The sequence below is a fragment of the Microbacterium sp. genome (genome assembly GCF_036566905.1).
Lineage (GTDB): Bacteria > Actinomycetota > Actinomycetes > Actinomycetales > Microbacteriaceae > Microbacterium.
Map to the genome: position 1 here is coordinate 1 of NZ_DATCVK010000109.1, position 12,119 is coordinate 12,119.

A 12,119-nucleotide genomic window follows, 5' to 3' on the forward strand; every position below is an offset into this window, starting at 1 on the left:
GCCGCCCGGGTCGGGGGCCTGCGTGGCGGCGACCACTTCGGTCTGCCCGGCGTCGACGGGGCGGGCGGGGGAAGTTTCGGGGGTGCTGTTCTTGTCATCCATGCTCCGATGGTGCCGACCGGTCGCTGAAGCAGGCCTGAAGCATCCTGAAGCCGTGTTCAGGATGCCGCGGGGAGCACGACCGTGAACCGCGCGCCGCCGAGCGGCGAATCCTCGACCACCACGCTGCCGCCTTCGGCCTCGGCGATCGCGCGGACGATCGCAAGGCCCAGCCCACTGCCGCCGGCGTCGCGTGCACGTGCCTCGTCGAGGCGCACGAAGCGCTCGAAGATGCGCTCGCGCTCCGCCGCCGGAACGCCCGGGCCGTCGTCATCGACGGTCAGCAGCACCTGCCCGTCACTCTCGAGCACCCCGATAGCGACAGCCGACCGCGCGTGCCGCGCGGCGTTGTCGGCGAGATTGCGCACGAGCCGGCCCAGCAGGCGGACGTCACCGCGCACCCGTGCGGCATGGATGCCGGACCCATCGACCTCAGCCCCCCCGGCGCGGAGCCGCGAGATCTCCGCGAGGGCGAGGTCGTCGAGGTCGACGGCCTCTTGGTGGATCACAGGACTCTCGTCGAGCCGCGTCAGCAGCAGCAGCGCGTCGACGAGCTCCTGCATCCGCAGTCCTTCGTCGTGGACCACCCCGGCGAGATCGTCGACCGATGTCGCGTCGGGGTGCAGCTGCGCCAGTTCGGCGTGCTGGCGGATCGTAGCGAGCGGAGAGCGCAGCTCGTGCGAGGCATCCGATACGAACCGGCGCTGCGCAGCGGCCGCGGTATCCAACCGATCCAGCATTCGATTCATCGTGCCGGCGAGCGCGGCGATCTCGTCGCCCGATGCCGGCACGGCGATCCGCCGGTCCAGGCGATCGGCGGAGATGTCGTCCACCTCTGCGCGGATGCGCTCCACCGGGCGGAGTGCTCGCCCGACCACCCACCACGTGATCGCGGCGACCAGTGCGACGACGCCGGCGACGGCGACGGCGAGCAGCACCGCGACGGTGGCGAGGGTGCTCTGGTCGTCCTCCACCGACACCGCCAGGAGCAGCGCGCCGCCGTCGTCGAGGTCTTCCCGCACGACGATCATCGGTTCGTCGTCGTACGTGATCACGGGGCCTCCGTCGAGGTCGGGCAGGTCGCCGCCGTCGGCTTCCTCCGACGTGGCGACGACGCGCCCGTCCTCGCCGAGCACCTGCGCGATGTCGTCGTCGAGCTCGGTCACCACGGCCGGCCCTTCGGCGTCGATCCGGGCCGCGAGCTGCTCGGCGCGCGTCTCGGCGGCACGCACGGTGGCGTCACGGATGGTGACGGACAGGATGCCGTAGAACGCCAGCGCCCCCACCACCAGCGCGGCGGCGACGACCAGCGTCGAGGCCGCGGTGATGCGGGTCCGCAGCGAACGGCGATGCCCCTCAGCCACCGTCGGCCGCCAGACGGTAGCCCGCGCCGCGGATGGTCTCGATCGCCGCTCGGCCGAACGGCCGGTCGACCTTGCGCCGCAGGTGACCGACGTAGACCTCGACGATGTTCGGGTCCCCCTCGAAGTCGTCGTTCCAGACGCCGGCGATGAGGTCGCGCTTGGAGATCACCTGCCCACGGTGGCGCATGAGGTGCTCGAGCACGGAGAACTCCCGCGACGTGAGGTCGACATCGGTATCGCCGCGCCGCACCGTGCGGGCACCGGGGTCGAGCCGCAGATCGCCCGCCTCGAGCACCGTCGGCCGCTCGACACCGCCCCGGCGGATCAACGCACGCAGACGGGCGACGAGCACGGCGAACGAGAAGGGCTTGGTCACGTAGTCGTCGGCGCCCGTCTCGAGCGCCTCGACCTGGTCCCACTCGCCGTCCTTCGCCGTGAGCATGAGCACCGGCGTCCAGTTCTCCTCCGCCCGCAGCGCCTCGCAGACCTTCCATCCGCTCATGCCCGGCATCATCAGGTCGAGCACGATGGCGTCGTACGCGGTCTCCCGGGCCCGCCACAGTCCGTCCACACCGTTGTGGGCGACGTCCACCCCGAACCCCTCCGCCTCGAGTCCGCGACGGATGCCGTCGGCGAGGCGCACCTCATCATCCACCACGAGAATCCGCATCGGCCCCAGTCTGGCCCCCGCCGGCTGAATCCCGCCTGAAGCGCGGCCCTCCCGGAGGACGGGGCGTGACCTCGTGTCAGTATCGCCCGGCGGCGTGGAGGATTCGTAGTGCGGCGAGCGTCACCCACGGGTTCGGCAAAGTCTTGCCCGTCGGGCCCCAGTCGACGGACTCCACGCTCGGCCCCTCATCACGCACGCGGTACCAGCGCGCCGTCGCCGGCCACCCTCCGTCCGGAAGTCGAAGGCTCTCCAGCAGATCGAGCGCCCGGCCACAGCGCGGGTCGCGCATGTGACCCGTCTCACGTAACGCATCCAGCCCGGCCAGGACGTCATAGTGCCAATAGGCGGGGAAATGCAGCTGCACGGTAGATGGATGGAGCGGTTCATCGACGGACCGACGATACGTCACGTGCCGCTCGAGGAAGAAGTGGGCGGCTCGTGCGACGTTCTCTTTGTGCCGGCCGTGCGCCGCGAGACCCCGCAGCGGCAGGAACGACTCGTTGACCGACGACATCCGCGCTTCGGGGCGGCGGTCGCAGTTCCACCCGCCGTCTGGCCACTGCCACTGCGTGAGCCGATCGGCCAAGATGTCGACGCGCGGATCCGCACGGTAGCCCAACACGATCGCCGCCCAGAGGGCACCACCCTGCTGCGAGCCACAGCGCCGCGCCTTACCCGCCACCACGGGAACGAACCGTTGACTTGAATCCGCTCGGACTACTTCCCGGTCCGAGAGGTACTGGGGCGAGGTCCAGTGCGCGAGCACTTCGTCGACGAGGGAATCCACCTGGCCATCACCGCCGGCGCAGCCGAGTGAGGCAAGATGCAGCGCCACCCAGTGTGCACCCTGCCACTTGCGATACGTGGTGGCGGCAACCCGCAGCCGACCCGACAACAGGGCAGCCACCCGCGTCGACTCGCGCACCTCCCGGCGCAGCGCGCGCATGGGCCGCGACGAGGGGTCCTCGTCGCCGAGATCGCGGCGCGCGAGGAAACGCAGCGACACCTCCGTCGATCCCAGAAGCGCGCGCTCGTCCGCGGCATACCGCCCCTTCGCCACGCCCCGACTGTATGCCACGACAGACGCGAAGACATCCCGCTCGGACCCGGGACGCCCGCCCAAGGCCCGGCTACGGGGGCGCGTTCCGCCTGGACAGGATGCGGCAGGTCAGCTCCGAAGCACCGACTCCAGCAATCCCGGAAACAGCTCGTCGAGATCCTCGCGCCGGAGCGTCAGCATCCGCCCGCGCCCGTTCGGTTCGTTGCGGATGACGCCGGCCTCGCGGAGGACTTTCATGAAGTGCGACTTGGTGGACTTGGGGAGCGTCGGGTCAGTGGCATGGCAGGCGGCCATGTCGAGGGGACCATCGGCGAGCTGGCGCGCAATGGCGAGGCGCTCAGGGTCGCTGAGCGCGAAGAGCACGTCCGTGAGCTGGATCTCGGAGCGCTCGGGGTGCGGAAGATCCCCAGACATAGTTCGAGAATAGTTGAACAATTGTGGAAAGGCACGTACGCTCCGATAGTTCGAGAAAAATCGAACTCTAAGGGAGCAACCATGACCAACACCGCCTCGAGCCCAGTCGTCGAGCGGGCGAAGAGAGACGAAGCGCTCCCGCGCCGCACCCATTTCGGCTTCGTCCTGGCGATCGTGGCGCAGATCCTGATGATGGTCGGCGCCAGTGCGCCCTCGCCGTTCTATCCGGTGCTCGCGCAGAGCATCGGGTTCGATGCGATCGTCATCAGCGCCGTGTTCGCGGTGTACGCGGGAGCGCTGCTGCTCACCCTGCTGACGGCGGGCTCGCTCTCGGATCATGTCGGCCGTCGACCGGTCGTGATCGCAGGGTTCGTGCTGCTGGCTGGGAGCATGTTCCTGTTCTGGCATGCGGATGCCGTCGCAGTGTTGTTCTTCGCCCGGATTCTGCAGGGCGTGGCGAGCGGTCTGCTCATCTCAGCGCTGTCGGCGACCGCTCTCGACTTCGCGCCGAACGGACGCGCGGGTATCGCGGGACTCTGGAACGCGCTGAGCGCCGGCATCGGGCTTGCGCTCGGCGCACTGGTCTCGGGCGTGCTGCTCGACGTGAGCGGCCAGGCGCTGCTCGACGTCTTCGCTCCGCTGAGCACCGTGTATGCGGTGCTCGCGGTGCTGTTCTTCATGGTGCCGGAGACTGCTCCGCGCACGCCAGGAGCGTGGCGGTCGCTGCGCTTCCGGTTGACGGTTCCGTCAGCGATCCGCGCGGACTTCTGGCGCGGAGCTCCTGCCGTGGTCGCCGGTTGGGCGACAGGCGGACTGTTCCTGTCGCTCGGTGCGAACATCGTCCGAAGTGAGCTCGATGGCGAGGCGCACTTCTGGCAGGGGCTCGGAGTCGTGCTGCTCGCCGGCGTCGGCGCCGTGGCGGCGTTCGTGCTGCGCAAGCGTACGGCGCGGACGCTGGTGCTGTTCGGCACCGCAGCGCTCGGTGCAGGGACACTGCTGTCGCTGGTCGCGCTCGGTGTCGAGTCGCTGCCGTTCTACCTCATTGCGACCGCGGTGACCGGGATGGGTTTCGGCACCGGGTTCTCCGGTGTGATCGCCTCCCTGGCTCCGCGGATTCCGGCGGGCGAGCGGGCGGACACGTTCGCCGTGCTGTATGTGCTGGCTTATCTGTCGTTCGGTGTGCCCGCGGTCATCGCGGGGGCGCTGGTCGGGGTTGTCGGCCTGGGCGCTGTGGTCGTGGGGTACGGGGTCGTCGTGGTGGTGCTGGCGGGGGTCGCGTTCTGGTTGCGCCTACGGCGCGGGGCGTGACAGCATCCGCCTCAGGTAGATGTATGCGTCAGCGGAGCCTCGAGCGCTGACCGCATCCTGTCATCAGGGGTTCCGTGACTCGAACAACCCGGGAAGACCGCCGACATCTGGTCGCTAACGCGCGGCACAGGCAACGCGGTTATCGCTTCGTCATCACGGTCGCCCCGCGATCTCAATCGTCTCGGGCAGGTTGTCTCCCGGTTCCGTTGCCACACGGCGAGCGATGTCCCCGTCTACGAGGTACATCCCCGCATTCGATCCGGTGATGAAGAAGTCGTTGGCGGCGTCGCCGTCCAGCATCGTCGGAGTCAGCCACAACGCGTACTCCTTGCCTTTTTCGAGGAGAGGCCGGGACGACGGATCCTGCCGGACCGCGACGGCGTCTCCGGCGCTGACCGGCTCAGCAACCCGGCCCTTCCCAGCGCTTCCCGCTTCGTCCCGCGCGAAGCCAGGACCGATGATGACCTGCCGCACCGCATCATGAGCCGAGCTTAGGACGACGGCACACTGCCCTGCGCGCCGGAGCCCGGCTCGTTGAGAGCAACAGCGCCCGCGGCGCGGACCGGCATCCGCCTGCTCAAGGACCCGCCTTCGGGCCGTCTTGGTTCGAAGCCGGCGTGCGCGACGCGACTCCGCGACGCCGATAAAGTGCGTCGCATGGCAACGGACGTGACGCTCTACATCGGTCCCGCGACGGCGTACAAAAAATTCCGGTTCGTAGACATGAGCGCGTGGGAAGCCGTGCGTTCCCAGATCATCTCCGCGATGAACGCAGGCAAGGGCACGATCGAAATCGCCTGGAAGGGCGACACCATCGTCTACGTGTACAGCCCGCACCTCATGGTGACGTGGGTCGAGAAGACCGCGGAGTAGAGCGCCGCCGAATGCCACCGGCGCACATCCAGGTCGTGCCACGGCTCGAGAAGACCGCCGGCTACCTCAGTCGTCTTGGCGTTCCGTTCACGGTCCACGAGTGGGTCAACGGTGAACCCGAGGAGATCTCGGTCGAGGTCATGCGACAGATCATCGGATCTGCCGGCGGGGAATATCACTGAAGTACGCGTCGGCGCGGCGCTCCGAGCGACCGCGCTGCGGGCTGATCGTCAGAGTCGCTTGGGTCGGCGGATCGCCTGAACGATCATGGGGACATGACGATGCGGGTTCTGCTGAGCGATACGGCGTCGCTGGCTTACGACAGCGTCGGCGTCGGCATCCCGCTCCTCGCTCTGCACGGCGCGTACTCCGCACGGGGCGAGGTGCGCGGCTTCCTCGAGCCGATGATCGATGCACGGCCGGTGCGGCGGGTGTACATCGACTTGCCTGGCCACGGCGACTCCCGCCCCTCATCGGGAGTTCGGAGACCGGATGACGTGCTGGACCTGGTAGACCTCCTCCTCGACAGGGAAGCACCGACCGGCAGATTTCTGGTACTCGGGCACTCGTTCGGCGGACACTTCGCGCGCGCGATCGCGGCCCGGCATCCCGACCGGATCGCCGGAGTCGCGCTGATCTGCCCGGCTCTACCCGGGGAACAGCGCACCCCTGCACCAGTAGTGATTCGAGACGATCACGTGTCCACCGAACTCGATCCCGATCAGCGCGACGAGTACGAGGGGTACTTCGTCGTCCGAACGGCGGATACTCTCGATCGATTCCGTCGCGCGGTGATCCCCGTCGTCGGAGAGGTCGACGAGCAGACATTGGAGAGCGCGATCACCGCGGGACCACACAGCGCGGACCCCGACACGGTAGCCATAGACGCGCCGGTGCTGGTGATCTCGGGCCGACACGATCACTGGGTGGGCTGGGAACGGCAACAGCGCCTCGGCGATCGGTACCCGCGTGCCACCGTGGTCACTGCGGGCGACGCAGGACATGCGCTTCCCCACGAGCGTCCCGGTCTCGTGGCAGCGCTTTTGTCCGACTGGCTCGATGGGATCGGAATTTCCACAGCACCAGCTCGCCATCAGTAGCCACTGCGCGCGATAGGGTCCGGCATCCGCGCGCTGCCCGACCGGGTTGCGGGCGACGCGTCGGCCGAAGGTTCAGACGCCCTTCACAGCCGTCGTGGCGGTGGACTGAGATGCGCTCGTCGTCTTCGCTTGTGCGTTGGAACGTCACATGATGCAGATGGCCGCCCACCTCGATCGTGCCGGTGCGGTTCTCGACCGCTGCAGCGAACCACCGGGAGTCCGCCCCCTGGAAGGCACGGACCATCAGTCGTCCCTCGATCGTGACCATGCCGAGTTCGACGCGGTCCAGCACTGAGCTCCCGGCGGAGAGCCAGATCGACGAAAGGGCCGTCAGGCGAGTGCATCCGTGATGGCCCGCGCGAGCGTCTGCGTCGTACCCGTGCCGCCGATATCCGGCGTCAGGACCGCCGCCGCCCCATCCTCGAGGACACGTTCGATTGCCATCAGGATGGCCGCGGACGCGTCTGGATGACCGAGATGGTCGAGCATCATCGCACCGCACCAGATCTGTCCGATGGGGTTGGCGATGCCCTGACCTGCGATGTCTGGCGCTGACCCGTGAACCGGCTCGAACAGGCTTGGAAAGAGACCCTCGGGATTGATGTTGGCGCTGGGCGCCACTCCGATGGTGCCGGTGCAGGCGGGACCCAGGTCGGACAGGATGTCACCGAACAGGTTGCTTGCAACGACGACGTCGAACCAGTCAGGGTGCAGCACGAAGTTGGCCGCCAGGATGTCGATGTGGAACTGGTCCCGGGCGATGTCCGGAAACTTCGCTCCCATAGCCGCGAATCGCTCATCCCAGTACGGCATGGAAATGGTGATGCCGTTGCTCTTGGTTGCCGACGTGATTTTGTGGCGGTCTCGTCGCTGCGCCAGTTCGTAGGCATACCGCAGCACTCGATCCACACCGGTTCGGGTCATCACCGTTTGCTGGACGACCACTTCACGGTCAGTGTCATCGAAAATCTTCCCGCCGATGGATGAGTATTCACCTTCGGTGTTCTCACGGACCACGACGAAGTCGATATCGCCGGGGCCGCGGCCAGCGAGAGGGCTGGGAATTCCGGGGAGCAGACGGCAGGGGCGCAGACTGATGTACTGGTCGAACCGCCGGCGAAACTGGATGAGGCTTCCCCACAGCGAGATGTGGTCGGGGACGGTGTCCGGCCACCCGACAGCGCCGAAGAAGAGGGCGTCGAAACCCTTGAGTGTTTCGAACCAGTCGTCGGGGAGCATCTTTCCGTGCTCTACCCAGTAGTCGGCCGAGGCGAAGTCGAACTGCTCGTACGACAGTGGCACGTCGTACCGGTCCGCGGCGGCGCCGAGCACGGCAAGCCCTGCCGGTACGACCTCCTTCCCGATTCCGTCTCCGGGAATGACAGCAATTCGATGGGGCGCTGCGCTCACACCACGTTCCTTTCGGCAGGATAGTGACAGGCGACGCGGTGGCCGTCGCCGCGGTCGATAAGCGGCGGTTCCTCGACGGCGCACCGCTCGGTGGCTTTCCAGCAGCGGGTGCGAAACCGGCAGCCTGACGGCGGTGCCACAGGGCTGGGTACGTCACCGGTGAGCACGATGCGTTCCCGCGCTCGCTCGACGCGTGGGTCCGGAACGGGAATCGCTGACAGCAGAGCCTGTGTGTACGGGTGCATCGGACCCTCGTAAAGGGTGTCCACCGGCGCTTCTTCGATGAGTTTGCCCAGGTACATGACTCCGACGCGGTCGCTCAGGTGCCGGACCACGGACAGGTCGTGTGCGATGAACAGGTAGGTCAGGCCGAGATCACGCTGGAGGTCATCAAGCAGGTTCAGGACACCGGCCTGCACGCTGACGTCGAGCGCGCTGACAGGCTCGTCAAGGACGATGATCTCCGGTTCGACGGCGAGCGCTCGTGCGATGCCGATGCGTTGGCGTTGACCGCCGGAGAATTCGTGCGGAAACCGGTCAGCGAGTGCGGGATTCAAGCCGACCATGTCCAACAGCTCAAGCACCCGCTCACGCTGCTTCCCTCGATGAAGCCCGTGGATGATCAGGGGCTCCGTGAGGGTGTCGCTTACGGACTTTCGAGGGTTCAGCGACGCGTACGGATCCTGAAAGACGAACTGGATGCGGCGACGCAGGGCACGCAACCGTGTTCCTGCATGGCGTGTGATGTCCAAATCGTCGAGGCGGATGACCCCGGACGTCGAGGGCTGCAACTTGGCGACGCTGCGTCCCAGCGACGACTTGCCGCATCCTGACTCTCCGACAAGCCCAAAGGTCGTGCCGCCGGGCACGGACAGACTCACATCTGACACCGCATGGACGACCTCTGTGCTGCGCCGCAACAGGCTGCCGCCGGTAGGGTACTCCTTGACGAGACTTTCGACCGTCAACGTGGTGCTCATCGCGCCTCCTGCTGCCATTCGCCGACCCGGACGCAACTTGCCGTGTGCGCGGGCCCCACGCTCAACGGAGGCGGCACGACGACATCACAGCGACCTGCAACGGCGTACGCGCATCGCGGCGCGAAACGGCAGCCGTTCGGCCAGTTCGTAGCCACCGGCGGCTGCCCCGGGATCTGATAGAGGCGGTCGTCGCGCGACGAACGGCGGTCAAGGCGCGGCAGGGATGCGAGCAGCCCCGCGCTGTATGGATGCGCGGTGTCGTGGAAGAGCGGGTCTACGTCCGCCGCCTCGACGACGCCACCCGCATACATCACGATGACACGGTCGGCGATGCCGGCGACAACGCCGAGATCATGCGTGATGACAACGACCGTCGTACCGGTCCGTCGCTGCACCTCCCGCAGGACTTCTAGGACCTGAGCCTGCACGGTGACGTCCAGAGCAGTGGTCGGCTCGTCCGCGATCAGCAGGTCCGGCTCGTTGGCGATGCTCATCGCAATCATCACGCGCTGACGCATGCCGCCGGAAAACTCGTGGGGATAGCGGTCGATGCGCTTCTCGGGCGCCGGGATGCCCACAAGTTCAAGCAGTTCGACAGCCCGTACCCGGCGCTGCTCGCGCGTCGTGTCAGGACGGTGCACCCGCACCGCCTCAATCAGCTGGTCACCGACTGTCGCCACAGGGTTCAACGCTGTCAGCGCGTCCTGAAAAACGATGGCAACTTCGTTCCCGCGGATCTCGCGCAGTTCGTCGTCAGACAGCCCGACCAACTCCCGTCCGCGCAACCGGATAGACCCGGTGACGACCGCGCGCTTGGGAAGAATTCCCATGATCGCCATCGCCGTCATCGATTTACCCGAACCGGACTCCCCTACGATGCCGAGAGTCTCCCCGGCGAGCAGGGTGAAGCTGACGCCTTCGATAGCGCGGGCAGGGCCGGCGTCGGTCGGAAAGGTGACGGAGAGGTTTTCCACCTCGAGAAGCGGCGCGACGTCGTTCACAGGTTCTTGCCTTGCGGGTCGAGAGCGTCGCGCAGCCCGTCTCCGATGAAGTTGACGCTCAGCACAGTTATGAGGATGAACATGCCCGGGAAATAAAGCAGGTACACCTGCGGTGTGCCGACGTAGCCGGCGGCCTGGCTGAGCATGGACCCCCAGCTGGTCTGCGGCGATTGGACGCCGAAGCCAAGGAAGCTCAGCGTCGACTCCGCGATGATGGCCGACGCGACGGCCAGGCTCATGGCGACGGCGATGACCCCCGCCAGATTGGGGAGCAGGTGCGACAGCACGATGCGCACACTCGAGGCGCCAATGCCGCGAGCTGCTTCGATGAAGTCCTTCTCCCTCAACGACAGCACCTGCGCGCGCACCACACGGGCGATGTATGTCCAGCCCAGCGCAGTCAGGGCGAAGACGATGGTCGTCGGGGACGGCCCCAGCCCCTGCACGATCACAGCCAGCAGCGCAATGGCGGGGACGATGAGGAACAAGTCGGTCAGGCGCATGATGAGTTCCCCCACCCATCCCCCGGCGTACCCGGCGACGGCCCCCAGCGCGGTCCCGACCAACGTGGCCAGCAGCGCGACGCTCAATCCGATGGCCAGTGAGATCTGGCCGGCGTAGAGGATCTCGCTGAGGTAGTCACGGCCGAGCTCATCGGTGCCGAGCCAATGCTCGGCTGACGGAGAGGTCGGCCCGAGCAGCAGGTCCTGCTGACCCTGCGGGTACGGTGCGATCCAAGCAGCGCCGAAGCACACCACGATGAGGATCAGCAGGACGACGAGACTGCCCAGCGCCAGCTTGTGGTGTGCGAAGCGCTTAACGAGTTGCCGCGTGGAGCCAGCCGCGACGGGCTGTTCGGCGAGGAGTTCCTCGCTGCCGGTGATCCCTGCGCCGCTCATTGCAGCCTCACTCTCGGGTCGAGAAGTGCATACCCGATGTCGGCCACGAGGTTGCACAGCACCACTGCGATGGCGACCACAATCATCCAGGGCAGCAGCACGAAGACGTCGCCTGCGACAAGCGACTGCAGGAACAGGCGTCCCATCCCCGGGATGGCGAAGATCTGCTCGGTCACCACCAGACCTCCGATGAGGATCGCCGCATCGAGCGCGACCACGGTGACGAACGGCGCCAGCGAATTGCGGACCGCGTGACGCCAAATGATCTGCTTGCGAGGCACGCCCTTGGCTCGCGCGGTACGCACATAGTCGCTGGACAGCGAGTCCAACATCGCCGCCCGGCCGAAACGGCTCCACGAAGCGACCAGCGCGATCATCAACGCCGCCACCGGGAGGATGAGGTGGCGCGCGTAGTCCACCACACCGACCTCGGACACCGGCGGCAGACCGATAAAGAACAGCGGCGGCTCATCCAACCCGAACGTCTCCTTCGGCCAGACCGCCAACGCCTGGATCAATATCAGCCCGAACCAGAACGCAGGCATGGCGATGCCGACATACGACGCCCCGGTGAAGATCTGGTCGCCTAACGAGTATTGGCGGACAGCGGAATACACACTGATCCCGCCGGCGATGATGATCGCGACCAGCAGGCCCCAGAACGCCAGTTGCAGTGTCGGCCAGAGCGCGTCGCCGATGAGGGGCAAGACCGGCGTGCCGGTTCGCGAGCTCACCCCCCAGTCCCCCGTGAGGAAAGAGCGCAGCCAGAGCAGGTACTGCTCCACGATCGATCGCTCCAGGCCCAAACGCTCAATCTCCCGTTGCAGCGCAGTGGGGTCCGCGGCCTGCCGGAGCTTCGCCAGCGGGTCGAAGGTGGAGCGGACGGCCCAGAAGAGGATGAACGACGCCAGCAGGATCACGGGGAGTGAGTAGAGCACTCT

The 12,119-nt window shown here is 67.0% G+C and carries 15 protein-coding genes; 4 read left to right on the top strand and 11 right to left on the bottom strand.

Annotated features, from left to right (window positions below; all coding sequences use genetic code 11):
- Nucleotides 1–158: 158 nt before the first annotated feature.
- From VIP82_RS07950 to VIP82_RS07965, 4 genes are all read right to left on the bottom strand, one after another.
- Entirely contained in the window at nt 159–1,463 is a 1,305-nt protein-coding gene (locus VIP82_RS07950; RefSeq protein WP_331907385.1) for a sensor histidine kinase, read from the bottom strand.
- The gene (locus tag VIP82_RS07955) at nt 1,456–2,133 is read right to left on the bottom strand and encodes a response regulator transcription factor (RefSeq protein ID WP_331907387.1); all 678 of its coding nucleotides are present in this window, start codon (nt 2,131–2,133) and stop codon (nt 1,456–1,458) included. Before VIP82_RS07955 ends, VIP82_RS07950 begins: the two co-directional genes overlap by 8 nt.
- Before the next feature lie 76 nt (nt 2,134–2,209).
- Nucleotides 2,210–3,193 carry a hypothetical protein gene (locus VIP82_RS07960; RefSeq protein WP_331907389.1) on the bottom strand — a complete coding sequence of 328 codons (984 nt, stop codon included), beginning with the start codon at nt 3,191–3,193 and terminating at the stop codon, nt 2,210–2,212.
- Between the two features lie 108 nt (nt 3,194–3,301).
- On the bottom strand, nt 3,302–3,607 hold the full coding sequence (locus tag VIP82_RS07965; protein ID WP_331907392.1) for an ArsR/SmtB family transcription factor: 306 nt from the start codon (nt 3,605–3,607) through the stop codon (nt 3,302–3,304).
- An 81-nt stretch (nt 3,608–3,688) separates the two neighbouring features.
- Between VIP82_RS07965 and VIP82_RS07970 the strand changes: the two genes are divergently transcribed.
- Nucleotides 3,689–4,915, top strand: a complete 1,227-nt coding sequence (locus tag VIP82_RS07970) for an MFS transporter (protein WP_331907394.1) — start codon at nt 3,689–3,691, stop codon at nt 4,913–4,915.
- A gap of 153 nt (nt 4,916–5,068) precedes the next feature.
- Here the strand turns inward: VIP82_RS07970 and VIP82_RS07975 are convergent, their stop codons facing one another.
- The gene (locus tag VIP82_RS07975) at nt 5,069–5,389 is read right to left on the bottom strand and encodes a hypothetical protein (protein WP_331907396.1); all 321 of its coding nucleotides are present in this window, start codon (nt 5,387–5,389) and stop codon (nt 5,069–5,071) included.
- A gap of 183 nt (nt 5,390–5,572) precedes the next feature.
- Here VIP82_RS07975 and VIP82_RS07980 point away from each other — a divergent pair, with 183 nt between their 5' ends.
- The 3 genes from VIP82_RS07980 to VIP82_RS07990 all read left to right on the top strand — a co-directional run bounded on the left by VIP82_RS07980 (nt 5,573) and on the right by VIP82_RS07990 (nt 6,888).
- Nucleotides 5,573–5,788: a hypothetical protein gene (locus VIP82_RS07980; protein ID WP_331907398.1), complete on the top strand. Its 216-nt coding sequence runs from the start codon at nt 5,573–5,575 to the stop codon at nt 5,786–5,788.
- 11 nt (nt 5,789–5,799) lie between these two features.
- Nucleotides 5,800–5,970, top strand: coding sequence for a hypothetical protein (locus tag VIP82_RS07985; RefSeq protein WP_331907400.1), 171 nt, complete (start codon nt 5,800–5,802; stop codon nt 5,968–5,970).
- A gap of 93 nt (nt 5,971–6,063) precedes the next feature.
- Nucleotides 6,064–6,888, top strand: coding sequence for an alpha/beta fold hydrolase (locus VIP82_RS07990; protein ID WP_331907402.1), 825 nt, complete (start codon nt 6,064–6,066; stop codon nt 6,886–6,888).
- Here VIP82_RS07990 and VIP82_RS23025 read toward each other — a convergent pair.
- From VIP82_RS23025 to VIP82_RS08015, 6 genes are all read right to left on the bottom strand, one after another.
- Nucleotides 6,770–7,156, bottom strand: coding sequence for a DUF2255 family protein (locus VIP82_RS23025; RefSeq protein ID WP_414684636.1), 387 nt, complete (start codon nt 7,154–7,156; stop codon nt 6,770–6,772). The genes VIP82_RS07990 and VIP82_RS23025 overlap by 119 nt on opposite strands.
- Nucleotides 7,157–7,218: 62 nt before the next feature.
- Nucleotides 7,219–8,298 (bottom strand): tartrate dehydrogenase, encoded by a 1,080-nt coding sequence (locus VIP82_RS07995; protein ID WP_331907404.1) that lies wholly within the window; start codon nt 8,296–8,298, stop codon nt 7,219–7,221.
- A complete protein-coding gene (locus tag VIP82_RS08000) occupies nt 8,295–9,278 on the bottom strand; it encodes an ABC transporter ATP-binding protein (RefSeq protein ID WP_331907406.1) in 984 nt (327 codons plus the stop codon). Before VIP82_RS08000 ends, VIP82_RS07995 begins: the two co-directional genes overlap by 4 nt.
- On the bottom strand, nt 9,275–10,279 hold the full coding sequence (locus VIP82_RS08005) for an ABC transporter ATP-binding protein (RefSeq protein WP_331907408.1): 1,005 nt from the start codon (nt 10,277–10,279) through the stop codon (nt 9,275–9,277). Before VIP82_RS08005 ends, VIP82_RS08000 begins: the two co-directional genes overlap by 4 nt.
- Nucleotides 10,276–11,178, bottom strand: coding sequence for an ABC transporter permease (locus VIP82_RS08010; RefSeq protein WP_331907410.1), 903 nt, complete (start codon nt 11,176–11,178; stop codon nt 10,276–10,278). The genes VIP82_RS08005 and VIP82_RS08010 overlap by 4 nt, the downstream gene beginning before the upstream one ends.
- Entirely contained in the window at nt 11,175–12,098 is a 924-nt protein-coding gene (locus tag VIP82_RS08015) for an ABC transporter permease (protein ID WP_331907412.1), read from the bottom strand. Before VIP82_RS08015 ends, VIP82_RS08010 begins: the two co-directional genes overlap by 4 nt.
- Nucleotides 12,099–12,119: the final 21 nt, after the last annotated feature.

Excerpts from the sequence above, each read along its gene's own strand:
- VIP82_RS07970 (WP_331907394.1), top strand. The coding sequence starts at position 3,689 with ATGACCAACACCGCCTCGAGCCCAGTCGTCGAGCGGGCGAAGAGAGAC.
- VIP82_RS07985 (WP_331907400.1), top strand. The coding sequence starts at position 5,800 with ATGCCACCGGCGCACATCCAGGTCGTGCCACGGCTCGAGAAGACCGCC.
- VIP82_RS07990 (WP_331907402.1), top strand. The coding sequence starts at position 6,064 with ATGACGATGCGGGTTCTGCTGAGCGATACGGCGTCGCTGGCTTACGAC.
- VIP82_RS08010 (WP_331907410.1), bottom strand. The coding sequence starts at position 11,178 with ATGAGCGGCGCAGGGATCACCGGCAGCGAGGAACTCCTCGCCGAACAG.
- VIP82_RS07955 (WP_331907387.1), bottom strand. The coding sequence starts at position 2,133 with ATGCGGATTCTCGTGGTGGATGATGAGGTGCGCCTCGCCGACGGCATC.
- VIP82_RS07965 (WP_331907392.1), bottom strand. The coding sequence starts at position 3,607 with ATGTCTGGGGATCTTCCGCACCCCGAGCGCTCCGAGATCCAGCTCACG.
- VIP82_RS23025 (WP_414684636.1), bottom strand. The coding sequence starts at position 7,156 with ATGGTCACGATCGAGGGACGACTGATGGTCCGTGCCTTCCAGGGGGCG.
- VIP82_RS08000 (WP_331907406.1), bottom strand. The coding sequence starts at position 9,278 with ATGAGCACCACGTTGACGGTCGAAAGTCTCGTCAAGGAGTACCCTACC.
- VIP82_RS07980 (WP_331907398.1), top strand. The coding sequence starts at position 5,573 with ATGGCAACGGACGTGACGCTCTACATCGGTCCCGCGACGGCGTACAAA.